The 21,417-nt window shown below is 65.2% G+C and carries 20 protein-coding genes and 1 pseudogene; 7 read left to right on the top strand and 14 right to left on the bottom strand.

The features are described from left to right. Nucleotide 1: 1 nt before the first annotated feature. Both AC4K8G_RS08955 and AC4K8G_RS08950 read right to left on the bottom strand, forming a co-directional pair. Nucleotides 2–511 (bottom strand): hypothetical protein, encoded by a 510-nt coding sequence (locus AC4K8G_RS08955; protein WP_491733805.1) that lies wholly within the window; start codon nucleotides 509–511, stop codon nucleotides 2–4. A gap of 98 nt (nucleotides 512–609) precedes the next feature. Next, complete coding sequence (locus AC4K8G_RS08950; RefSeq protein ID WP_491734442.1) at nucleotides 610–3,402, bottom strand: M16 family metallopeptidase; 2,793 nt, start codon at nucleotides 3,400–3,402, stop codon at nucleotides 610–612. Between the two features lie 285 nt (nucleotides 3,403–3,687). On the opposite strand from AC4K8G_RS08950, the gene AC4K8G_RS08945 reads away from it, so the two are divergent. The 3 genes from AC4K8G_RS08945 to AC4K8G_RS08935 are packed head-to-tail and all read left to right on the top strand — an operon-like array spanning nucleotide 3,688 to nucleotide 7,198. Beyond that, complete coding sequence (locus tag AC4K8G_RS08945; RefSeq protein WP_491733804.1) at nucleotides 3,688–4,581, top strand: alpha/beta fold hydrolase; 894 nt, start codon at nucleotides 3,688–3,690, stop codon at nucleotides 4,579–4,581. Further along, the gene (locus tag AC4K8G_RS08940) at nucleotides 4,578–5,513 is read left to right on the top strand and encodes an alpha/beta fold hydrolase (protein ID WP_491733803.1); all 936 of its coding nucleotides are present in this window, start codon (nucleotides 4,578–4,580) and stop codon (nucleotides 5,511–5,513) included. The genes AC4K8G_RS08945 and AC4K8G_RS08940 overlap by 4 nt, the downstream gene beginning before the upstream one ends. Further along, nucleotides 5,510–7,198, top strand: coding sequence for an FAD-dependent oxidoreductase (locus tag AC4K8G_RS08935; RefSeq protein WP_491733802.1), 1,689 nt, complete (start codon nucleotides 5,510–5,512; stop codon nucleotides 7,196–7,198). Before AC4K8G_RS08940 ends, AC4K8G_RS08935 begins: the two co-directional genes overlap by 4 nt. A 186-nt stretch (nucleotides 7,199–7,384) precedes the next feature. On the opposite strand, the pseudogene AC4K8G_RS08930 reads toward AC4K8G_RS08935, so the two are convergent. The 3 genes and pseudogenes from AC4K8G_RS08930 to AC4K8G_RS08920 all read right to left on the bottom strand — a co-directional run. Further along, a pseudogene (locus AC4K8G_RS08930) lies at nucleotides 7,385–8,383 on the bottom strand (inorganic phosphate transporter); the annotation flags it as partial. A 22-nt stretch (nucleotides 8,384–8,405) separates the two neighbouring features. Next, entirely contained in the window at nucleotides 8,406–9,047 is a 642-nt protein-coding gene (locus tag AC4K8G_RS08925; protein ID WP_491733801.1) for a DUF47 domain-containing protein, read from the bottom strand. A 152-nt stretch (nucleotides 9,048–9,199) separates the two neighbouring features. Then, a complete protein-coding gene (locus tag AC4K8G_RS08920) occupies nucleotides 9,200–10,249 on the bottom strand; it encodes an SDR family NAD(P)-dependent oxidoreductase (RefSeq protein WP_491733800.1) in 1,050 nt (349 codons plus the stop codon). Between the two features lie 142 nt (nucleotides 10,250–10,391). On the opposite strand from AC4K8G_RS08920, the gene AC4K8G_RS08915 reads away from it, so the two are divergent. Then, a complete protein-coding gene (locus AC4K8G_RS08915) occupies nucleotides 10,392–10,958 on the top strand; it encodes a TetR/AcrR family transcriptional regulator (RefSeq protein WP_491733799.1) in 567 nt (188 codons plus the stop codon). Between the two features lie 79 nt (nucleotides 10,959–11,037). Continuing rightward, nucleotides 11,038–11,397: a response regulator gene (locus tag AC4K8G_RS08910; RefSeq protein ID WP_491733798.1), complete on the top strand. Its 360-nt coding sequence runs from the start codon at nucleotides 11,038–11,040 to the stop codon at nucleotides 11,395–11,397. Between the two features lie 2 nt (nucleotides 11,398–11,399). Here AC4K8G_RS08910 and AC4K8G_RS08905 read toward each other — a convergent pair whose 3' ends face one another. Continuing rightward, a complete protein-coding gene (locus AC4K8G_RS08905) occupies nucleotides 11,400–12,302 on the bottom strand; it encodes a PhzF family phenazine biosynthesis protein (protein WP_491733797.1) in 903 nt (300 codons plus the stop codon). A 4-nt stretch (nucleotides 12,303–12,306) separates the two neighbouring features. Beyond that, on the bottom strand, nucleotides 12,307–12,687 hold the full coding sequence (locus AC4K8G_RS08900; protein WP_491733796.1) for a Rid family detoxifying hydrolase: 381 nt from the start codon (nucleotides 12,685–12,687) through the stop codon (nucleotides 12,307–12,309). Nucleotides 12,688–12,777: 90 nt separating this feature from the next. Here AC4K8G_RS08900 and AC4K8G_RS08895 point away from each other — a divergent pair, with 90 nt between their 5' ends. Then, nucleotides 12,778–13,086: an ArsR/SmtB family transcription factor gene (locus tag AC4K8G_RS08895; RefSeq protein ID WP_491733795.1), complete on the top strand. Its 309-nt coding sequence runs from the start codon at nucleotides 12,778–12,780 to the stop codon at nucleotides 13,084–13,086. On the opposite strand, the gene AC4K8G_RS08890 is transcribed toward AC4K8G_RS08895, so the two are convergent. The 4 genes from AC4K8G_RS08890 to AC4K8G_RS08875 form a co-directional block, all read right to left on the bottom strand. Further along, entirely contained in the window at nucleotides 13,083–14,045 is a 963-nt protein-coding gene (locus AC4K8G_RS08890; protein ID WP_491733794.1) for an SH3 domain-containing protein, read from the bottom strand. The genes AC4K8G_RS08895 and AC4K8G_RS08890 overlap by 4 nt on opposite strands. 63 nt (nucleotides 14,046–14,108) lie before the next feature. Beyond that, nucleotides 14,109–14,603, bottom strand: coding sequence for a GNAT family N-acetyltransferase (locus tag AC4K8G_RS08885; RefSeq protein WP_491733793.1), 495 nt, complete (start codon nucleotides 14,601–14,603; stop codon nucleotides 14,109–14,111). 10 nt (nucleotides 14,604–14,613) lie between these two features. Continuing rightward, nucleotides 14,614–14,907: an ArsR/SmtB family transcription factor gene (locus AC4K8G_RS08880; protein ID WP_491733792.1), complete on the bottom strand. Its 294-nt coding sequence runs from the start codon at nucleotides 14,905–14,907 to the stop codon at nucleotides 14,614–14,616. Between the two features lie 191 nt (nucleotides 14,908–15,098). Further along, a complete protein-coding gene (locus AC4K8G_RS08875) occupies nucleotides 15,099–17,012 on the bottom strand; it encodes a potassium transporter Kup (protein WP_491733791.1) in 1,914 nt (637 codons plus the stop codon). A gap of 130 nt (nucleotides 17,013–17,142) precedes the next feature. Here AC4K8G_RS08875 and AC4K8G_RS08870 point away from each other — a divergent pair, with 130 nt between their 5' ends. Next, nucleotides 17,143–18,480: a DUF4118 domain-containing protein gene (locus tag AC4K8G_RS08870; RefSeq protein WP_491733790.1), complete on the top strand. Its 1,338-nt coding sequence runs from the start codon at nucleotides 17,143–17,145 to the stop codon at nucleotides 18,478–18,480. Nucleotides 18,481–18,523: 43 nt separating this feature from the next. On the opposite strand, the gene AC4K8G_RS08865 is transcribed toward AC4K8G_RS08870, so the two are convergent. Genes AC4K8G_RS08865 through AC4K8G_RS08855 form a run of 3 tightly spaced genes read right to left on the bottom strand, consistent with a single transcriptional unit; the run spans nucleotide 18,524 to nucleotide 21,281 of the window. Continuing rightward, on the bottom strand, nucleotides 18,524–19,507 hold the full coding sequence (locus AC4K8G_RS08865) for an alpha/beta fold hydrolase (protein ID WP_491733789.1): 984 nt from the start codon (nucleotides 19,505–19,507) through the stop codon (nucleotides 18,524–18,526). Further along, nucleotides 19,504–19,887: a cupin domain-containing protein gene (locus AC4K8G_RS08860; protein WP_491733788.1), complete on the bottom strand. Its 384-nt coding sequence runs from the start codon at nucleotides 19,885–19,887 to the stop codon at nucleotides 19,504–19,506. The genes AC4K8G_RS08865 and AC4K8G_RS08860 overlap by 4 nt, the downstream gene beginning before the upstream one ends. After that, the gene (locus AC4K8G_RS08855) at nucleotides 19,884–21,281 is read right to left on the bottom strand and encodes an epoxide hydrolase family protein (protein ID WP_491733787.1); all 1,398 of its coding nucleotides are present in this window, start codon (nucleotides 21,279–21,281) and stop codon (nucleotides 19,884–19,886) included. The genes AC4K8G_RS08860 and AC4K8G_RS08855 overlap by 4 nt, the downstream gene beginning before the upstream one ends. Between the last annotated feature and the right edge of the window lie 136 nt (nucleotides 21,282–21,417).

Raw genomic sequence — 21,417 nt, 5'->3', positions numbered from 1 at the left:
CCTAGCTCCGAAGGCCGCACTCGTCCTTGCCGACGCGCTTCGCCGTTTCGACGGCATAAGCGCTCCACTTGTCCTTCCGGAACGCTTCCCAGGTCGCGGTGAATTCGTCCGGCCCGACCCGGCGGATTGTCTCGCGCACGCGCATCGACCCGCCGCTCGACAGCGCATTGCCTTCGAGCACCAGCGCGTTGTCCGCCCAGCCGGGCGAGCGCACGACAGCATATGTGCCGCTGACGTCGAATATGGTGCGGGTCAGTTCGCCCGTGCTGCCGTCAACGCCCCATACGTCCTTCGAACCGAACCCCGGCGTGGCCGAGACCGCAACGCCCGAAATCCATTTGTCGCCGACGAACGGCTGGACCGAATAGCAGACCCGCAACGGGTCGCCGCCCGCTGGGTCGACCGACACCACGCCCCAAGTCCCAACGAGATACGTGAGAAACTGGTCGGCTTGCGCCTGGCCGCCGGCCGGCGCGGCGGCGAGCAAAAGGGCAGCGGAAATAAGCAACATGGTCGGGCCTCCAGCGACGCACTGGCGAACCGATCGGCGACAGGGTCAACCGCGTATCGATGAATGCCGCCGCATCGCGCACGAGCAGCGGCGCGAACCTACGGCGCCTCTACCACCTCGATCGGCATGCCGAGCTTCTCCAGCTGTGGCCTGACCGTCGCCGCGTCGCCGACGACGATCCACACAAAGCCCTTGGGGTCGAGCGCGCCGCGCGCGGCCCGGTCGAGCGAGGCCCTGGTCTGCGCGCGATACTTGCCGGCAAGCGTCTCGTAATAATCGTCAGGGCGGTCGAGCACGTCCATGTTCATGAGCGCGCCGAGCACCGCGCCCGACGTTTCGAACTGGCCTGGCAGGCGGTTCACGTCATTCTCGACCGTGCGCTTCAGCTCCTCGTCGGTAACGCCGTTGGTGGTCAGGAACTGGCTGATCTGACTGTTGAGCTCGGCCAGCGCCTCGCCCGTCTTGTCGGCCTGGACCGGCGCAGTCACCGCATAAGGCACCGCATGCTCGAGCACCGTCGCGTCGCCGTTGACGCCGTACGACCAGCCCTTGGTCTCGCGCAGATCCATGTTGAGCCGCGACAGGAAGGTCCCCCCCAGCACTTCGTTGGCGGTGTCGAACGGAACGATGTCGCCCTTGGGGTCGATCGGCAGCAATTCCGCGCCGAGGATGGTCGACTGCGGAGCGCCCGGGCGGTTGACCAGCAGGATGCGCGGGCTCGTCGGGCGCGGCACCGGTGCGGCGAAATTCTTGACGCCCTTGGGCATCGCCGGCGCGGTCCAATTGCCGAACCGCGCTTCGAGCAGCGGCTGCACTTCGCTCAGCGGCCGATCGGAGACGACGAAAATCTTGGCGTTATCGGGACGGAGCCAGCGCTGCTGGAAGCGGATCAAATCGTCGCGCGTGAACTTCGCGATCGCCTTGGGATCGCCGCCGCCCGGCCCGCCATAGGGGTGGTTCGGACCGTAGAGCACGTCGGGCAGCACGCGATGCGCAACCCGGGTCGGGTCCTTCTGCAACTGCGCGATCGACGTGAGCTTCAGCGCGCGGACGCGGTCGATATCGCCCGGCCGGAAGGCGGCATCCTCGGTCACGTCGCGCATCAGGTCGAGCGACGGGGCGAGGTTCGGCGACAGCGCATTCAGCGATACGTAGGACCGGTCGCCGGCATTGCTCGTGCCGACATCGGAGCCGAGCCGCTCCTCGGCCTCGGCGAATTCCTGCGAGCTCAGCTTCGACGTTCCTTCGTCGAGCAGGTCCATGGCCATCGCCGCGAGCCCGCGCTCCTGCGGCGCATCTGCCGCGGTGCCGGCGTCGAACGACAGCGCAACCTGCGTCACCGGGACCGACGTGCGCTGGACGTAATCGAGCGGGATTCCGTTCGCGAGCTTGGTGTGCGTGATCGCCGGGAAATCGAGCGCCGCGAGCTCGCCCACCTGCGGGATCTGGCGAGTGCCTTTGACCGCGCCCGCGTCCTTGGCCTGGCCGGCCGCCTTCACCGGCTTGGACTCGGTGTAAGCGTCGCGATCGCCCGGCGCGAGGACGATCGTCAGCGCGGGCTTCTTGAGCCATTGCTGCATCGCGCTCGTGACCACTGCGGGCGTGATCGCCGCGTAAGAAGCAAGGGTCGTTTTATAAAAGTCGCTGCTGTGCGCGTAGGTCTGGCCTTCGGCGAGCGTGCCGGCTTTTCCGCCGACTTCCTCAAGCCCCCGGATGCGCCCCGATACTTCGGTCATCACCGCGCGCTCGACCTCGTCGGCGGTCGGTCCCTTCGCGATATAATCGGCGAGCACCTGGTCGAGCCGCTTGGACACGAGCGCGGGGTCGACCCCGGGCTTCACATAGGCGCTGACGTTGAAGATGCCGGCGCGCTGTAGCGGCGTCATGCTGGCGCTGACCGCGACCGCGATCTTCTCGTCGCGGACCAGGATCTTGTCGAGCCGGGAGCTGGCGAGGCCGCCGAGCACCGATCCGCCGATATCGAGCGCGGCGAGGCGCTTGTCGAGCAGGCCCGGCACCGCCCAGTAGCGCTGAATGATGGTGGTCGCGACCTGATCCTTCATGGTGATGGACTTGGGCGCTTTCAGCACCGGCAACGGCGCATTCGCCGGATGATTGACCGGCCCGGCAGGAATCGCGCCGAAATATTTCTCGACCATCGGCTTGGCCTGGGCCGCGGTCACGTCGCCGGCGATCACCAGCACCGCGTTGTTGGGGCCGTAGCGGTCGCGGAACCATTGCTTGACGTCGGCAAGGCTGGCCGCGTCGAGGTCGGCCATCGAGCCGATCGTGGTGTGATGATAGGGGTGGCCGGGCGGGAACAGCTGGCCGAACAGCTCATATTGGATGAGGCCGCCGGGGCGGCTGTCGTTCTGCCTCTTCTCGTTCTGGACGACGCTCCGCTGATTATCGAGAACGCCCTGCGTAACCGCGCCGAGCAGGTGCCCCATGCGGTCGCTTTCCATGAACAAGGCGCGGTCGAGAGCCCCCGTCGGCACCGTCTCGTAATAGTTGGTCCGGTCGTAGGAGGTCGTCCCGTTATAGTCGGTCGCGCCGACTTCCTGGAGATAGTTGAAATAGTCGCCGGCAAGATTCTCGGTCCCGTTGAACATCAAATGCTCGAACAGGTGGGCAAAGCCGGTCTTGCCCCGGGGCTCGTCCTTGGAGCCGACATTGTACCACATGCTGACCGCGACGACCGGCGCCTTGTGATCCTCGTGAACAATGACCGTCAGGCCATTGGCGAGCTTGAACGTCGAATGCGGGATCGAGACCTGCTTGACCAGCGACGGGATCGGGACCGACGTCGGCCCGACGGGCGTTGCCGCAAGTGCCGGCTGCGTGAGAATCGTCGCGGACGCGAGCAGGGCAAAGCGGCTCGAAAAGCGCATCAACTTGAAATCTCCGGTGATTTTGTGGCGGCCGACGCGGAACTTAGCGTCCGATGGGCCGAGCGCAACGGCTGTAATCTTTTGCGCTCCGGCTTTTCGACCAAAGAGAGATTGTGAACGTTACCGAGTCGCTGTCTTCACGTTGCAACAGAAATGCTGTTACGGCCCCGGCACTGTCTCGACCGAGTCCGAGCGTTCGACGGAGCCGGTATTCTCCGCCGATCGAACCGCGTCTGGACCGGCACCGGTCCCGCTGGCCGGGCATGAAGGAGCGGAGGACTATCCATGCCATTCATCACTGCCAAAGACGGCGCGCAGATCTTCTACAAAGATTGGGGTCCGAAGAGCGCTCAGCCGATTCACTTCCATCACGGCTGGCCGCTGAGCGCCGACGACTGGGACGCGCAGATGATCTTCTTCCTCAACGAGGGCTATCGCGTCGTCGCTCACGACCGCCGCGGCCACGGCCGCTCCGAGCAAACCGACAGCGGCAATGAGATGGACACCTACGCGTCCGACGTCGAAGACCTCGTCAACGCGCTCGACCTTCGCAACGCGATCCACGTCGGCCATTCGACCGGCGGCGGCGAAGTTGCCCATTATGTCGCGCGCGCCGAGCCGGGCCGGGTTGCGAAAGCGGTGCTGCTGGACGCCGTCCCACCGGTGATGGTCAAGAAGGAGTCGAACCCAGGCGGCACGCCGATCGAGGTGTTCGACGGCTTCCGCAAGGCGCTCGCCGACAACCGCGCCCAATTCTATCTCGATATTGCGAGCGGGCCTTTCTACAACTTCAACCGCGTCGGCGTGACTCCGATCGAGGGCCTGATCCGCAATTGGTGGCGGCAAGGCATGATGGGCAGCGCCAAGGCCGGCTACGAGTGCATCAAGGCCTTTTCGGAAACCGACTTCACCGAAGATTTGAAGTCGATCCAGGTGCCGGTGCTGGTGATCCATAGCGAGGACGATCAGATCGTGCCTTATGCGGATGCGGGCCCGCTTTCTGCGCAATTGCTCCCGAACGGCAGCCTCAAGACCTACAAGGACCTGCCGCACGGCTGCCACGCGACGCACCCCGACCTGATCAACGCGGACATCCTTGCCTTCGCCCGCGGCGAACAGGTCGGCCTCAAACGCGAGGACGCGCCTGCGCTGATCGCCGAGCCGATCCCGGCGAAATGATGAAATCTGTTGTCGTTGCGTTGGCGCTGGCCGCCGCGACCATCCCGGGTACGGGGGTCGCGGCGGTCACGCCATTTCCGGCCAGCTTCCACGCGCAGGACGTCGAGACCAACGGCACGACGATCCATGTCCGCAGCGGCGGCCAGGGCCCGGCGGTGCTGCTCATCCACGGCTTCGGCGATACCGGCGACATGTGGGCGCCGCTCGCCGCGCGGCTCGCGAGGGATCATCGGGTCATCGTCCCGGACCTTCGCGGCATGGGCCTCTCTGGTCACCCCGAATCGGGCTATGACAAGAAGAACCAGGGGGTCGACATGGCGACCCTGCTCGCCGCGCTCAGGGTCGACGGCCCCGTCGACATGGTCACCCACGATATCGGCAACATGGTCGGCTACGCCTTCGCGGCGGAGAACCGTGGGCGGGTGAAGCGCTGGGTCGTGATGGATGCGCCGTTGCCCGGCCTCGGCCACTGGACGGACACCTTGCTCGACCATCGCACCTGGCATTTCGATTTTTGGGGACCGGACGAGGAAAAGCTCATCGCGGGGCGCGAGCGGCTCTATCTCGATCGTTTCTATAATGAGCTGTCCGCCGACCCGAAGCATATCGACGAAGACACCCGCGCCCATTATGCCGCGCTCTATTCGCGGCCCAAGGCAATGCACGGCGCCTTCTCGCAATTCGAGGCGTTCCGCCAGGACGCGGTCGACAACCAGAAGTTCGTGGCCGACGGGAAGCTGGCGATGCCCGTCCTCGCGATCGGCGGCGAGAAAAGCTTCGGCATTGGCTTTGCCAACGAGATCCAGTTCGCGGCGGACAACGTCACCGCGCTCAGCGTCGCCGATTCCGGCCACTGGTTGATGGAAGAGCAGCCCAAGCAAGTGATGGACGCGATCGAGGCCTTCATCCGAAAGGGCGAGGCAGCCAAGTGACCGACGACCGGGGACCGACTTATGCCACCCGCGGGGACCAGATGTTCCCGCGCTTCACCGACGAGGAAATCGAGCGGATCGCCCGCTTCGGCGAACGCCGGGATTTCAAGGCCGGTGACATGGTCGCGCGGCTTGGGGAAGTCGGCCCGGGAATGATGCTCGTCCTATCCGGCAAAATCGAGGTCACCTCGCCCGAGCATGGCCAGGCGACCCATATCGTTACTCATGAGCGCGGCAATTTCATCGGCGAGCTCGCGCAGCTCTCCGGCCGCCCGTTCCTGGTCAACGAACAAGCGCTGACCGACGTCGAAGCAGTCGCCATTCCCGCCGACCGGGTTCGGGCTCTGCTGATCGCCGAAGCGGGGTTGGGCGAGCGCATCATGCGTGCGCTGATCCTCCGCCGCATGGGCCTCATCGAAACCGGCGCCGGACCGATCATCGTGGGGTCGGACAGCAACGCAGACGTCCTTCGGCTGGTCAATTTCCTGCGTCGCAATGGCCATCCGTACCAGAATTTGGATCCTGCCAACGACGCGTGCGCGCGGACCCTGGTCGAGCGGTTCCAGGTCTCCGATGAGGAACTGCCGATCGTCCTTTGCCCGACCGGGCAATTGCTCCGCAATCCAAGCGAGGACCAGCTCGCGCGCTGCACCGGCCTGCTCGGCCCGATCGACGCCGACCGCCTCTATGATGTCGTGATCATCGGTGCCGGGCCGGCGGGGCTCGCCACCGCGGTCTATGCAGGCTCGGAAGGCCTGTCGGTGATGGCCATCGACTGCCGCTCGTTCGGCGGCCAGGCGGGCGCGTCGGCGCGGATCGAAAATTACCTCGGCTTCCCGACCGGCATTACCGGCATGGCCCTGATGGGCCGGGCGTTCAGCCAGGCGCAGAAGTTCGGTGTCGACATCGCCATTCCCGACGAAGCGGTGAAGCTCGAATGCGGCAATGACCCGTGCCACCTCGTGCTCGCCACCGGCGAGAAGGTTCAGGCGCGTTCGGTCGTGCTCGCCACCGGCGCCCGCTACCGCCGCCTGGAGGTCGACCGGCTCGAGGAATTTGAAGGCTCCTCGGTCCATTATTGGGCCTCCCCGCTCGAAGCCGACCTTGCCGCTGGGCAGGACGTCGTGCTCGTCGGCGGCGGCAATTCAGCAGGCCAGGCGACAGTCTTCCTCGCCAGCCGCGCGCGCCACGTCACGCTCGTCGCGCGGCGCCCGCTCGAGCAGACCATGTCGCAATATCTGATTGAGCGGATCACCAGCCAGCCCAACGTCGACGTGGTGATCGGCTGCGAGGTCGGGGCGCTTGAAGGCGAGCCCGGCGCGCTCGAAGCGATCACGATCCGCGAGCGCTCGTCGGGTACCGAGACTCGCTATCCGGCTCGCTTCCTCTTCTCGTTCATCGGCGCGGAGCCCAACACCGACTGGGTGCAGAGCTCGGGCATCAAGCTCGACGAACGCGGCTTTGTGCTCACTGGCGACGAGGCCGGGTCGGACCGGCTGCCGCTGGAAACCAGCCGGCGCGGCATCTTCGCCGTCGGCGATGTCCGCTCGACTTCGGTCAAGCGCGTCGCCGCCTCGGTCGGCGATGGCGCGCAGGTCGTTGCCGCGATCCACAAATATCTCGCGGCGGCGCCAGTAGTCGCCCAGGTTGTCGAGCCGGAGCCACAGCGCGCCGCGGCCGAATAAAAGCTAGCTGACCGCTCCGTAGGCGACGAGTATCGCCGCGACGATGAAGCCCAACGCCGCAAGCGCGCCGGCCAACCTTCCACGAGCGGTCGTCGCGGCCTTGAACTCACGCATTGCGAAAATCGCGAAGCCGACCAGCGCCAGGACGGCGGTCGCGAGCAACGCCCGCGCCGCATAGCCGCTGATCAGCCAGTAGAATAAGGCCGCGACCGTGGCCGATGCCGGGATGGTGATGATCCACGCGATCATCACATTGCGCGCGATCCCCCACCGCACCGCCGATGCGCGGCGCGCTGCGCCCGCGCCGATCACGCACCCGGTGATTGTGTGTGTCGTCGACACCGGGATGCCGAGATAGGAGGCGGCGAACAGCATGATCGAGCCTCCGGCCGAAGCCGAGAAGCCCTGATGCTGGTCGAGCTTGGTGATGCGCGTGCCCATTGTCTCGATGATCTTCCAGCCACCGCTCAAGGTGCCGAGACCGATCGCGACGTAGCAGCTGAGCGCGACCCAGTGCGGAACGTGGAATTCGCCGTGCAGATAACCGGTCGAGTAGAGCAGCACCGTAATGATGCCCATCGTCTTCTGGGCATCGTTGAGGCCGTGGCCCAGCGAATAAGCACCGGCGGAAACCAGGTGCAGCCCGCGGAACGTCTTCTCGGCCCCGCGCGAGCTTGCGCGCACGCCCAGCCAGCTCGTTCCCAGCATGATGGTCATGGTGAGGACCAGACCGAGGAGCGGCGACAGCACGATCGCGATCAGCGTCTTGTTGAGTCCCGCCCACTGGATCCCGGCGATGCTTGCATGGGCAACGCCGGCTCCGACGATCCCGCCCACTAGCGCGTGGCTCGACGAGGACGGAATGCCCTTCACCCAGGTGACGACGTTCCAGAACATCGCGCCCACGAGCGCGCCGAACACTACCGCTGGCGTGATCAGATCCTTGTCGATCAGTCCCTTGCCGATCGTGTCGGCGACCTTGTGCAGCTCGGGCCATTTCAGCGCGAGGAAGTAAGCCGCGAAGTTGAAGAAGGCGGCGAAGCCGACCGCCCAGACCGGCTTCAGCAACCGCGTGCCAACCACTGTTGCGATCGAGTTCGCTGCGTCGTGCAGGCCGTTCAGGAAGTCGAACGCCAGCGCGACGGCGATCAGCCCGACGAGCAGCGGCAGCGCAAGCTCATGCATGGGTCGTCAGATCCCGCGCCGTTCAGGCATGATCGATGACGATCCCGTCGATCTCGTTGGCGACATCCTCGAACGCGTCGGCGATTCGCTCGAGATGCTTGTAGGTCTCGCGCGCGACCATGAACTGCATCGGCTCGGGCTTGTTGTCCTGGAATGCTTTCTTGAGCCCCGCGGCGTGGATCACGTCGGCCTCGCTTTCCATCCGGACCAGTTTTTCGGTCAGCTCATGGATGCGGGGGCCGTTGCGGCTGATGTCGCGGAGCAGCGGGATGGCTTCGGCCACGATCCCCGCCGACTGGTCGATCAGCGCTACCATCTGCTTCATCTCGGGGGTGAAGGTCTTGAGTTCGTAAAGGTCGATCGCCCGGGCGGTGTCCTGGATCTCGTCGATCGCATCGTCCATCGCGCCGATCAGCGAGGTGATCGCGCCGCGGTCGAACGGGGTTAGGAAGGTCTTGCGAACGGTCCGAAGCACCTCGCGAATGACATCGTCCGCCTGGTGCTCGAAACGGTGGATCTCGCTGATATGCTCGGTCTGCGCTTTGCCCCCGTCGACGAGCTTGTTGAGCGCGTTGGCCGCGCCCACCACCGTCGCCGCATGGGCTTCAAACATGCCGAAGAAATCGCCGGTGCGTGGAAGCAGGCGCTGAAACCAGGCGAACATAGGCGTCCCCATCAACCCCGCCCTGACGCGGATGTGTCAGTTCCATGACAGGCTTTTCGCCGAGCGCAAGCGTCACTCGCCGCAGCCGCCATGGCAAACGGCGCGCGCCCGGCCAGGGGAGAGCCGAACGCGCGCCGCAACTGAGGCCGGACTTAGAAGCGCTCGCCGACCATCTCTTCGCTCTTCGCCCACAGCGCCTTGGCGCGTTCCGGGTCGAGTGCGTAGGGCCGGACGCCTTCCGCAACCGCACTGATTTGACCGTCAGTGACGTTGGTTGTGACGTGGCAATTTTCGCAATAGCGGCCGCCGATCTCTTCGGGATCGGCAACCACGCCCGCCCAGACTGATGTGGCTGCGCCTTCCGGAATCGTCTTCCACTCGAAGGTCGACATATCGAGGCCCGCGGCGCTCAGCAGTTCGTTGATCTGCTCTTCCGTCTGATGACGGCCGAGCTCGGTTGCGATTCCGCCCGGGTGGACTGCGGTCGCCGTCACGCCGCGATCCTTGTGCCGGCGATCGAACTCGACGGCGAACAGGATGTTGGCGGTCTTCGAGCGGCCGTAGGCGACATAGGGTTCATAGGCGGTGCGCTCGAAATTGGGGTCGTCGAGATCGACGTCGGAAAAGCGGTGGCCAGACGAGGCGAGGCTGACGACGCGGCCACCGTCGCGAATCAGGGGCTCTGTCCGGTTGATCAGCACGAAGTGCCCGAGGTGGTTGGTGCCGAACTGGGTCTCAAACCCGTCGGCGGTATGGCCGAACGGCGTCGCCATGACCCCGGCATTCGCGATGATGAGGTCGAATGGCCGCCCATCGGCGATCAGCTGGTCGGCGCCCGCGCGAACGCTTTTTAGGTCCGCGAGATCGATCTGGACCAACTCGATATTCTTCGCGCCGGCTTCCTTGAGCGCCCGCTCCGCCTTGGCGAGGTCGCGCGCAGTGCCGACGACGTTCGCGCCGTGCGCCGAAAGGGCACGCGCGGTTTCCACGCCAAGCCCGGCCGAAACGCCGGTCACCAGCACGCGCTTGCCGCTGAGATCGATGCCGGCAAGGACCTGGTCGGTGGTGGAGTGATAGCCGAACGCCGGCGAATCCTGGCTAAGCACGATGACGTCGTCGGACGACGTTCCGGGGAAGGTCACGTCATGGTCCTGGCCGAAATTGTCTTGGGCGGTGTCGAACTGGTCGAATGGGGTGATCATGGGGGTCTCCAAAGGCTGAAATTATCAGCGGCCTCGGGTTCGCTGCTCCAGCTGGGGGTTGCGGAACGATGCGCGAATCACTAGAACTGGAGGACGCCTCCGCTTAAATATGGAGGCACCCTCCGTTTTGCAAGAGATATTTTTGAGCCCCGATTCCACCCCTCTCAGAAAGCCCCGGGCAGACGCCGAGCGCAACCGCGCGAAGCTGCTCGATGCTGCCCGCGCCGCTTTCGGGGCGCATGGCGCTTCGGTCAGCATGGAGGAGGTTGCGCGCCAGGCCGGGGTCGGGATCGGCACGCTCTATCGTCACTTTCCCAACCGCGATGAGCTGCTGCTCGAAGTCTACCGAAGCGAGATCGCCCGCCTGTGCCAGGAGGCCGAAGCGCTCGCCGGGTCCAAACCGCCGCTTGAGGCCTTGCGCGCATGGTTGATCCTGTTCGTCGATCACCTCCAGGACAAAATCGCGCTCGGGGAAGCGGTCAAGGCGTCCGCCGGCGATGCCAAGGCCGATGCGACCGCGCAGCTGATGACCGCGCTCGACATTCTGGTCGCGCAGCCGATCGCACGCGGCGACATCGCCGATCCGGGGATCGAGCCGCTCGACCTGCTTCGCGCGCTTTACGGGGTCGCGACCACGACGCCTGGTCCCAATTGGGACGCTGCCGCTCGGCGCATGGTCGACATCCTGATCGCCGGCCTGAAGCGCTAGCAGGCAACGAACGCCCCAATCAGGCGTTGTGGGTGATTAAGGGCGAGTCGAGCACCGCCTCCTCCAGCGGGACAGACAAATGCACGCCTTCATAATCGAGGACGAATACCTCATCGGCCGGTCGCTCCAGGACGTGCTGGAGTCGCTCGGCTTTACATCGTTCAGCTTTGCGCGGTCCGAAGACACCGCGGTGATGGGCGCCCACGCGCAAAAGATCGACCTGATCACGGCCGACGTCCGCCTGCTTCCGGGGGACGGGCTCAAGGCGGTCGAGGAAATTTGCGCCAGCCGCGACATCCCGGTCATCTTCATCACCGGCTACAAGGAAGAGCTGGAGGAGCGCGCTCCCAATGCGACGGTCATCCAGAAGCCGGTGAACGAGCGCGAGCTCGCCGCCACCGTCCGCCGGGTCCTCGGCCAGGCCCCCGCGCTTACCTGATCTTATCCGCGCTCGACGAACCGGTCGGGCACCTCGATCTGCCCCTGGGCGACAAAGGCAGTGCCGCCGCCGACGTAGATAGAGCCGACCGCACCGCCTTCCAGCGTGACGGACGCGCGGATCAGGCTCGGCCGACCCATTTGCACGCCCTGGTTGATATCGATTCGGATCTCACCGTCGGCGATCCCGCTGCGCACGCCCGCCGCGCCGATCAGGGCCGCGGCCGCCGCACCGGTGGCGGGGTCTTCGGCGATGCCGAAGCTGGGGGCGAACATGCGCGCATAGACTTCGCTACCGTCGCTGAGGTCGCCCGCGAACAGATAGATTGCGGGACCCCAGGCTGTTTCGAGCAGTCGGGTCCAGGCATCCATGTCGAGCTTGGCCCGGTCGACGGTTCCCTGGTCCTTGAGCTGGACGAAGGTGAAATTGACCCCAAGGCTCGCGGCGAACACGTCCGCGATGTCGCGGGGGTGGAGCGACAGCAGCTCCGCCGCTTCTTCTTTCGATGGAACGCTGTCCGACATGTCAGGTCCACGATCGAGGCGAAGCCGCGCGGAATAGGAATCGCCCTTTTGCTCGACCACGACCGGCACCGGGCCAACGCCTTCTTCGAGCACGAGCGCCCCGGCTTCCCGAGCACCCGACATTGCCAGCACACAGGCCGTGCCGACCGTCGGATGCCCAGCGAACGGAAGCTCGCGCCCCGGCGTGAAGATGCGCACGTGGGCGGCATGGTTCGGGTCGTCGGGCGGAAGGACGAAGGTCGTCTCGGCGAAGTTGAACTCGCGGGTGATGATCTGCATCCCCTCAGCTGTCAGGCCGCGCGCATCGGTCAGCACCGCGAGCTGGTTTCCGCCGAACGCCGTGTCGGTGAACACGTCGACAATCATGAAGTCGTAGCGCATCGGCCTATTCCTTGATCAGCAGTTCGATTTCGATACTCGCGCCGAGCGGCAGCGCCGCCACGGCGACCGTCGTCCGCGCCGGGAAGGGCGCCTCGAACGCTTCCGCGTAAATGGCGTTGACCGCGGCGAAGTCCGCGATGTTCGTCAGGAACACGTTCGCCTTCACCACATCGGCGAACGACTTGCCGGCCGCCTCGAGCAAAGTGTTCAGGTTGGCGAACAGCTGCTTCGCCTCGGCCTCGACTCCGCCCTCGACTAGCTTGCCGCTGTTGGGATCGGCCCCGACCTGGCCGCTGAAGAAGATGAACCCGCCCGAGCGTACCGCGGGCGAAAATGGGCCGACGGGCGGGGGCAGTTGCTCCGAACGGATGGTGGAAAGCGGCATTGGTGTTTCCTTCGCTTAGCTCCCCAGCCCAGCGATCCCCTTTGACGGCGCGGATCTAGATCGGCTATTGTCATATTGCAATAGGACGATATGAAAAAGATCCGCGAGAAACAATTGAAAGCGCTGGCCAACGGTCACCGGCTCCAGATCATGGAACTGTTGAAGGCGCCGACCAAAAACTTCCGCCCGCAGGTCGACGGCGACCTGGAGATCGACGGCGTGTGCGCCGGCCGCATCGAGGAGAAGCTCGGTCTCGCCCAGCCGACCACCGCCCAGCATCTGAAAGCGCTGGTCGACGCCGGCTTCCTGATCCCCAAGCGGATCAAGAAGTGGACTTTCTACAAGCGCGACGAGACTGCGATCGCGAAATTCCTGAGCGGCCTCGCCGCAGACGTCTAATTTGCCGGCGTGAGCTTCGTGTTCAGCACCCAGCCGACATTGTCATTCTCGTCGGCGACCTCCCACCACAGGCCCTTCTTCTGCCCGGTCGGATAGACGATCGATCCGGCGGGGAGCGTGCGGATCACCTTGGCGCTCGCCGCCGCCGCGGTGCGCAGCGACACCAAAGCCTGGGCGATGAACGTCTTTGACGGGGTCGCTTCGGCGGTGCCCGCGCTGCCCGGCTGCAATAACCCGAGGTCGGTGACCATCTTCGAATAGGCCTGGATGAACGCCAGGGTCACGATCCGCCCGATGTCGGTGCTGTCATAGCCGCCGCCGACGATTCCGCCGACCGCGAAAAAGCCGCCGCCGCCGAAGCTCAGGCTGTTCTTTGCCGCATAGCCGTCCTGCACCGCGATCGTCTCGGTGGTGCGGACATTGGTCAGCGACAGGACGGTATTGGCTTCCATCTTGCGCGTGCTGATCCCGCCGAGCGCCGCGCCGAAGCTGCCGCCGACCATCCCGCCGATACCGGCGCCAATCGCGCTCCCGCCCGAATCCCGGTCGGCCGCCTGGACTTCGGCGACGAGGACATAATCGGCGGCCCTGATCTGCCCCTGCCCGACGTTCGACCCGCGCTGCATGCCGAGCCCGCCAGCGACGTCGCGCTCGCGTTGCGCGGCGCTGAGGCCCGATCCGCGATCGACCAGGTTGAAGCAGCCCGAGCGCTGGATCAGCACCTTCAAGAGCTTCTGCGGGCCGGCCAGCTGGAACTGCGTCCAGCCCGACGGATCGTCGCCATCCATCACCGACACGGTGCCGAGCTTGCGGACGCAATGCGGCACGTCGTTCATCATCGCCTGCTGCGTGCGCTGCGTATTCGATGGCTTGGCCAGCTGGGCCTGCGCCGGCATCGCCCATGCGATTGCGCTCATCGCCACCATCGCGCGGGCAGGCTTCGCAAATCGAACCATCATGTCCCCCCTCGATTCGTTTCCGAAACGACCTACCGCTTTAGCGGCGCGCGGGAAATGGGAAGGTCAGCCGCGCAGGCGGAGCTGCATGTAGAGAGAGTCCAGCCACCGCCCGAACTTATACCCGACCGATTTCATCCGCCCCGTTTCAACGAACCCGCACGCGCGATGGAGCGCGACCGATGCCGGCTCCGCGCCGCCAATCACCGCGATCATCTCGCGGAAGTTCGCGGCCTTCGCGGCCTTGATCAGCGCCTCGAGCATGGCGCGGCCGACTCCCCGCCCCAATCGCTCGGGGTGGACGTAGATGCTGTTCTCGCAGGTGAAGGCATAGGCCGGGCGGTCGCGGAACTGCGTCGCGTAGCAATAGCCGACGACTTGCCCATCCTCGGTCGCCACCAGGAACGGCCAGCCTTTCGCCAGAATCGCGCCGATCTTTTCCCGCCAGAATTCAACGCTCGGCGGGACCTCATCGAAGCTCGCGGCGCCGTTCAGCACATGGTGCGCGTAGATGGCGGTAATCGCCTCGGCGTCGTCAGGCGTGGCAGCGCGGATCTGCATCGCCGCTGCGTTAGCACTCGCCGGAAGCGCAGCAATTCTCGGTCAAATAATCAACAAGCTCGTTCATCGCGGGATAGTTGGCCCGGTAGATCAGCGAGCGGTGCTGCCGCTCCTGCACGATCAGCCCGGCATTGCGCAGCTGCGCGAGATGGAACGAGAGCGAGCTGTTGGGCACGCCGAGGTGCTTGGCAATGGCGCCTGCGGCCATGCCCTTGTCGCCCGCGCCGACGAGCAGCCGGAACAGGGCAAGGCGATGCTCCTGCGCAAGCGCGCCGAGCGCCTCCACCGCCCCTTCCGGCTTCATCAGCGGAAGTTAGCCCAGTGGATGTCCGCGTTGCAGCAAGCAACCTGCGGCTGCTCGGTCAGGATCGCAATCAGCAGTTGGAGCAATCGGCGCATGATGATGTCCTTTCGAATGAACTCGAAATGACACCTCGCCCGGGCAAGTCAAAGACATTTCGATAAAAATCGAAGCGTCTTCCATAAGGGCGGCGATCAGATCTGGAGCTGGCTGCCAAGCTCGACCACGCGGTTGGTCGGGAGCTTGAAGAACTCCATCGCGCTTTCGCTGCTCTTGAGCATCCAGGCGAACAGTTTTTCCCGCCACAAGGCCATTCCCGCATTCGTCTTGGACGCGATCAGCTTCTGGCGGCCGAGGAAGAAGCTGGTGCTCATCATGTTGAACGGCTCGCCGCAGGTGCGGATGCCGGCGAGGTCGCGGGGAATGTCGACCTCCTCCATGAAACCGTAATGCAGGACGACGCGGTAGAAGCCCTCGCCGGCGCTCTCCATCTCGACCCTCCTGGCTTGCGCGACGTGCGGCACCTCCTCGACCTTCACGGTCAGGATCAACACGCGCTCGTGGAGCACCTGGTTGTGCTTGAGATTGTGCAGCAGCGCGGCCGGCACGCTGTCGGCGGATGTCGAGAGGAACACCGATGTCCCGCGCACGCGGTGGACGGTCGCACTGGTCGACTTGATGAACACCTTCAGCGGAAGCGCCGATTCCTGCAGCCGCGCCCGCATCAGCGCGCGGCCCTTGGCCCAGGTCGTCAGCACGGTGAAGCTGATGCCTGCGACCAGCAGCGGAAACCAGCCGCCGTCGGGGATCTTGGTGATGTTCGACGCAAAGAAGGTGCCGTCGACGACCAGGAACGTGCCGATGGTCGCGCTCGCCAGCAACCGGTTCCACTTCCACACCTGGAACACCAGCACGGCGAGCATCATCGTCGTGATCAGCATCGTCCCCGTCACCGCGATTCCGTAGGCCGAGGCGAGGCGTCCGGACTCGCGGAAGCCGACGACGAGGACGATGACCATCGCCAACAGCCCCCAATTGACCGCCGGAATGTAGATCTGGCCGAGCGCCTTCTCACTGGTATGAAGGGTCTTGAGGCGCGGCAGGAAGCCCAGCTGCACCGCCTGGTGCGTTACCGAAAACGCTCCGCTGATCACCGCCTGGCTGGCGATGATCGTCGCCGCCGTGGCGATGAACACCAAAGGCAGCCGCGCCCAGTCCGGGGCCATCAGGAAGAACGGATTTACCGCTGCTGCCGGATGCCCAAGCATGAGCGCGCCCTGCCCCATGTAATTGAGCATCAGGCATGGGTAGACGAGCGTGAGCCACGACCAGCCGATCGCCTTGCGCCCGAAATGCCCCATGTCGGCATAGAGCGTCTCGGCGCCGGTGACCGCGAGGAACACTGAGCCGAGCGCGAGGAAGGCGAGCTTCGGATTGTAGGCGAAGAACCGGAGCGCCCAGCTCGGGCTGAGCGCGCCGATGATCCCGGGCTCGGCGAGAATGTTGGCAACGCCGAGCGCGGCAAGCACCGCGAGGTAGATGACGATCACCGGCCCGAACAACGCTCCAACCTTCGCTGTCCCGCGCGACTGGACCAGGAACAAGGCGATCAGGATTCCGATCGAGATCGGGATGACCAGCGGCTGCAGCCCGGCTTCCGCGATCGTCAGTCCCTCGACCGCCGACAGGACCGAGATCGCGGGCGTGATCATCGCGTCGCCGTAGAACAGGCACGTCGCGAGCACGCCGAGCAGGACGAGCGCGGGCGCCCATTTCTTGTGGCCGAGGTTGCGCGAGATCAGCGACAGCAGGGCGAACGACCCGCCCTCGCCCTTGTTGTCGGCGCGCATCGCGACGAACACATATTTGACGGTGACGACCAGCATCAGCGACCAGAAGATCAGGCTGATCACGCCGAAGATGTGAAGCCGGTCGACCGCCATCGGGTGCGGCCCGAGGAAGCTTTCCTTCATCGTGTATAGGGGCGAGGTACCGATATCGCCGTAAACGACGCCGATCGCCCCCAGCATCAATGCCGGGAGCGAGTGACCGTGCTCGGCCGCGGGCTCATACTGAGTCGCGCCGGCTGCGATTGCCGTGTTGCTCATGATGGGTCCCGATGTGGGCCTCGACTGCATAAAGATTCTATGTGGTTTCTGATCAGCGCCAAGATGACAGCAGTGTTAAATCGGCAGGTCAGGTCTTGGCGCTTGGCGTGGGCGCGCGCACTTAGCGGCCATGGCTGAAGCTCTCGTCCGTCCGCCCGCGACGCCGATCGTGATGCGTATCCAGGCTTATGCCGGCGCAATCGCGCTGGTTGCCGTGTCGACGCTCGCCGGCCTGTGGATTGCGCCGCGCTGGGGCAACGACGCGGTCGACATGATCTACCTCCCCGCGGTCCTCGCGACGGCCGCCTTGTGGGGGCTGGGCCCCGCCTTGCTGTCCGGCGTCGGCGCGGCGCTTGCCTACAATTTCTTCTTCACCGAGCCAGTCCACACCTTCCGAATGAACCGGGTCGACGACATCGTGACGGTGATCGTCCTGCTGAGCGTCGCGCTGGTCACCAGCAAGCTCGCCGCCGCCATCCGCGACCAGGCGCGGCTTGCCGCCGCCCACGCCGCGCGCAACGCGACCATCGCCGGTTTCGCCCACCATCTCCTGTCCTGCAGCAGCGAGGAGGAGATCGCGCGGTCCGCCTGCGCCGAGCTCAACCGGCTGTTCGACTGCAACGCGATGATCGTTGTCGGCCAACCGACGCCGCACGTGCTGGCCGCCACGCCGGAAGGCAACCGGCTGACGCCGAGCGACATTGCGGCCGCCGCGCTTACGCTCGAAACCGGCGAGCCCGCGGGCCGCGCGACCTCGCGCAGCCAGCCCGCCGAGTGGCAGTTCCACGCAGTTCGGTCGGCCGACTCGATCCTCGCCGCCGCAGGCCTCGCGCGCGACGACGGCGCCGCCCCGGTCAACGAGCACGACCTGCTGCTTCTCACCAACCTCCTCGACCAGCTGGCGCTGGCCCTCGAGCGCGCCCGGCTCGACCGCCAGTCGCGGGAGTTCGTCGCGGTGCGCGAGCGCGACCGCGTCCGCGCAACCCTGCTGTCGTCGATCGGCCAGGACCTCCGCCCGCTGCTCGATTCCATCGGCGTTGCGGTCCGCGCGCTGAAGCGTGCGGGCGCGGGCGACAAGGCGCTACTCTCGACCATTGGCACGGACACGAACAAGCTCGACCGCTACATCTCGAACCTGGTCGAGCTCGGCCCGGTGTCCGACGAAAAGCCGGTCGAGGCCGGCCCGATCACCATCGACCTGTTCCAGCGCGCGGTGTCGAGGGAGGGGCGCGAGGTGCACCTGACGCCCAAGGAATATGCCGTGCTGGCTGAGCTCGCCAAGTATCCCGGGCGCGTGCTGACCCATGCCCATCTGCTGCGCACCGCCTGGGGGCCGGCGCAGGAAAGCCAGACCGAATATCTGCGCGTCGCGGTCCGCGCGCTTCGCCAGAAGCTCGAGCGCAACCCCGCCGAGCCAGAGATCATCCTCAACGAGCCCGCGGTCGGCTACCGCCTCGTCACGCCTTAGGCTGCCTGAGGCGGCTTAGTGCGGCATGGCGGTCGCTGGAAAGTTATCCCCCCGCGATATCAAGCATCGCCTGGGCGAATTCCTTCGGCGCTTCCTGCGGCAGATTGTGGCCGATCCCGCCGGTTAGGCTGCGATGCTCGTATTTGGCGGTGAACTTGGCGCGATAGCTTTCGGGCGGGGGATGCGGCGCGCCATTAGCGTCGCCTTCCATGGTGATTGCTGGAACGCCGATCATGGGTCCCAAGGCGAGTTTCTGCTCGATCGAATCGTATTTCGCTTCCCCTTCGGCCAGTCCCTGGCGCCAGCGATAATTGTGGATGGTGATCGCGACATGGTCGGGATTGTCGAGCGCAGCGGCCGATCGCTCGAACGTCGCGTCGTCGAACTTCCATTGCGGCGACGCCAGCTTCCAGATCAGCTTGGCGAAGGCGTGGGTATTCTTCGCGTAGCCGAGCGCCCCGCGCGGCGTGGAGAAGTAGAATTGGTACCACCATTGGTATTCGGCTTCGGGCGGGAGAGGCTGCTTGCCCGCCGCCTGGCTCCCGATCAGGTAACCGCTTACCGCGACCAGTCCTTTCACCCGCTCGGGCCATAATGCAGCCAAGATGTCCGCTGTCCGTCCGCCCCAGTCGAATCCGCCGATCACTGCACGATCGATCTTCAATGCGTCCATCAGGTCGATCGCATCTTGGGCCAGCGCTGCCGGCTGGCCGTTGCGCACGGTGTCGGCGCTGATGAAGCGAGTTTCGCCAAAGCCACGAAGGAAAGGGGCGATCACGCGATGACCATGTGCGGCGAGAATCGGCGCCACTTTGTCGAACGCATGAATGTCGTAAGGCCAGCCGTGAAGCAGCAGCATGGGCGGCCCGCCTGCCGGTCCCGCTTCCGCATACGCCACATCGAGGACGCCGGCCTTGATTCTCTTCAGATTAGGCGTCGCCGCTTCCGCCACGCTCAAGTGTCCAAGCTGCGATGCCGCCGCAGCGGCGAACGCCGCGCCGCAAAAAGTGCGGCGATCGACACTCATTTTGCCAGTTCGAGCAGCGGTTTGCCCTTTTCGACGACGTAGGTCGCAAGTTCGGACGCCTCCCCGTCGCCGACGTTCTTCGCCGAATGGACCACCCCGTAGGGCACGAACAGCACGCCGCCGGGCCTGAGGATCACCGGCGCCTGGCCGTCGAGCCGATACTCGAGCGTACCTTTGAGGACGTAGATGATCTCCTCGCCGGGATGGCGGTGTCGTGGCGCGGTGACGCCATGCGGGAAATCGACTCTGGCTTGCAAGGTTTCCCACCCCGCCACGCTCAGGTCGTGGCGCTGCAGGTCGGTTCGCGCGGTGCCGAGTGGCGACGGGGTCGGAACAGCGGCGGCACTGGCCGCCGCCGCCACCATTGCAATGCTGATCATCGGAGCGACCGGAAACCGTTACGAACGTCGTCGACGTAGTAGCCGGGCTGTTCCCACGCCATGAAGTGGCCCCCCTTCGGGTGCCGCTGATAATAGATCATGTTCGGGAAGGCCGCCTTCGCCCAGCTCTCCGGGACTTGGTACAGCTCTGTCGGGTTGGAGCTGATGACGACCGGGATCGTCACTCCCTGCGGCTTGAAGAAGGCCAGCTTGTTTTCCCAATATAGCCGAGCGGACGACACCGCGGTCGCGGTCAGCCAATAAAGGGTGATGTTGTCGAGCACGTCGTCGCGGGTAAGCCCTTCCGGCACGCCGTCGAAGACGCGCGCGATCATCTGATAACTCAGCGCGTCGTGATCGAGGATCCACGCGGCCAGCCCGGTCGGTGAATCTTCGAGCGCATAGAGGGTCTGCGGCCGAAGCGTCATTTCCTGAGCATAACCAAGCCCCTTGCCGAAGAAGAACTTCAGCTGGTCGAGCGCCTGCGTTTCGTCCGGAGAGAGGTTCGGCGGCGTCGGGCCGCCATTGACTGCGGCGAAGATTTCCGAGGGCACGGCCGACGGCATGTTGAGATGGATGCCGCGAACATGGTCGGAATGGTTGACTGCCAACTGCTCGGTGACCGGATCGCCCCAGTCGCCGCCAGACGCGACGAACGTCTTGTAGCCAAGGCGACCCATCAGCGTCGTCCAGGCTTTCGCGATCCGCACTGGCTCCCATCCGAGCTCGGTTGGCTTGCCGGAAAAGCCGTAGCCCGGAAGGGACGGGATCACGACGTCGAAAGCGTCCTCGGCCTTGCCGCCGTGCGCCGTCGGATCGACCAGCGGATCAATGATCTTCAGCTGCTCGACGATTGAGCCCGGCCAACCGTGCGTAACGATAATCGGAAGTGCGTTTGGATGCTTTGACTTCACGTGGATGAAGTGGATGTCGAGCCCGTCGATGTTGGTGACGAAGTTGGGATAGCCGTTGATCTTCGCTTCGATCTTCCGCCAGTCGTAGTGGTTGGCCCAGTAATCGGCGAGTTTCTGCATCGTCGCCAGCTGAACGCCTTGGGTGTCGTCGGTAACTAGCTCCCGGGTCGGCCATCGCGTCGCCTTTATCCGTCGCTTGAGGTCGGTGAGCTCGGCGTCGGTTGCATGGTAATGGAACGGGCGGATCGACGGATCGTCGCCGGGCGCGAAGCTCGCTGCAGCGGCGCCGATGATCGAGCTGTCGCCAACCGCGGCCGGAGCAGCGGGTGTGGCCGGTGTCGGTGCGAGCGTTTCGGCGCCCGGCGGTGCGGGTGTCGTTGAAGCATGCGCTGCGCTAAGCGGAAGGAAGGCGCCAATCGAGCCGATTGCAGCGCTGGCAAGGAAGTGACGGCGACCGATCACCGGATGGAATCCGTGCATGCTTTTTCTCCCGCTCGTGTTGAGTTCAACGCTCACTCGGCCGTGGAGAATGCAGAACGCCTACTGGCGGCCCCTTTAGGGCCGCCCTGCGCCGATCAATCCGAGTCGGTCAAATCAATCCTCGTAGTCACCCATC

The sequence above is a fragment of the Sphingomonas sp. SP3 genome, from assembly GCF_058514305.1.
Note: the sequence above shows the minus strand (reverse complement) of the source record. Positions and strands in the feature narration are given on the sequence as shown.

Excerpts from the sequence above, each read along its gene's own strand:
- AC4K8G_RS08955 (WP_491733805.1), bottom strand. The coding sequence starts at position 511 with ATGTTGCTTATTTCCGCTGCCCTTTTGCTCGCCGCCGCGCCGGCCGGC.
- AC4K8G_RS08950 (WP_491734442.1), bottom strand. The coding sequence starts at position 3,402 with ATGCGCTTTTCGAGCCGCTTTGCCCTGCTCGCGTCCGCGACGATTCTC.
- AC4K8G_RS08945 (WP_491733804.1), top strand. The coding sequence starts at position 3,688 with ATGCCATTCATCACTGCCAAAGACGGCGCGCAGATCTTCTACAAAGAT.
- AC4K8G_RS08940 (WP_491733803.1), top strand. The coding sequence starts at position 4,578 with ATGATGAAATCTGTTGTCGTTGCGTTGGCGCTGGCCGCCGCGACCATC.
- AC4K8G_RS08925 (WP_491733801.1), bottom strand. The coding sequence starts at position 9,047 with ATGTTCGCCTGGTTTCAGCGCCTGCTTCCACGCACCGGCGATTTCTTC.
- AC4K8G_RS08920 (WP_491733800.1), bottom strand. The coding sequence starts at position 10,249 with ATGATCACCCCATTCGACCAGTTCGACACCGCCCAAGACAATTTCGGC.
- AC4K8G_RS08910 (WP_491733798.1), top strand. The coding sequence starts at position 11,038 with ATGCACGCCTTCATAATCGAGGACGAATACCTCATCGGCCGGTCGCTC.
- AC4K8G_RS08905 (WP_491733797.1), bottom strand. The coding sequence starts at position 12,302 with ATGCGCTACGACTTCATGATTGTCGACGTGTTCACCGACACGGCGTTC.
- AC4K8G_RS08900 (WP_491733796.1), bottom strand. The coding sequence starts at position 12,687 with ATGCCGCTTTCCACCATCCGTTCGGAGCAACTGCCCCCGCCCGTCGGC.
- AC4K8G_RS08895 (WP_491733795.1), top strand. The coding sequence starts at position 12,778 with ATGAAAAAGATCCGCGAGAAACAATTGAAAGCGCTGGCCAACGGTCAC.
- AC4K8G_RS08890 (WP_491733794.1), bottom strand. The coding sequence starts at position 14,045 with ATGATGGTTCGATTTGCGAAGCCTGCCCGCGCGATGGTGGCGATGAGC.
- AC4K8G_RS08885 (WP_491733793.1), bottom strand. The coding sequence starts at position 14,603 with ATGCAGATCCGCGCTGCCACGCCTGACGACGCCGAGGCGATTACCGCC.
- AC4K8G_RS08880 (WP_491733792.1), bottom strand. The coding sequence starts at position 14,907 with ATGAAGCCGGAAGGGGCGGTGGAGGCGCTCGGCGCGCTTGCGCAGGAG.
- AC4K8G_RS08875 (WP_491733791.1), bottom strand. The coding sequence starts at position 17,012 with ATGAGCAACACGGCAATCGCAGCCGGCGCGACTCAGTATGAGCCCGCG.
- AC4K8G_RS08870 (WP_491733790.1), top strand. The coding sequence starts at position 17,143 with ATGGCTGAAGCTCTCGTCCGTCCGCCCGCGACGCCGATCGTGATGCGT.
- AC4K8G_RS08865 (WP_491733789.1), bottom strand. The coding sequence starts at position 19,507 with ATGAGTGTCGATCGCCGCACTTTTTGCGGCGCGGCGTTCGCCGCTGCG.
- AC4K8G_RS08860 (WP_491733788.1), bottom strand. The coding sequence starts at position 19,887 with ATGATCAGCATTGCAATGGTGGCGGCGGCGGCCAGTGCCGCCGCTGTT.
- AC4K8G_RS08855 (WP_491733787.1), bottom strand. The coding sequence starts at position 21,281 with ATGCACGGATTCCATCCGGTGATCGGTCGCCGTCACTTCCTTGCCAGC.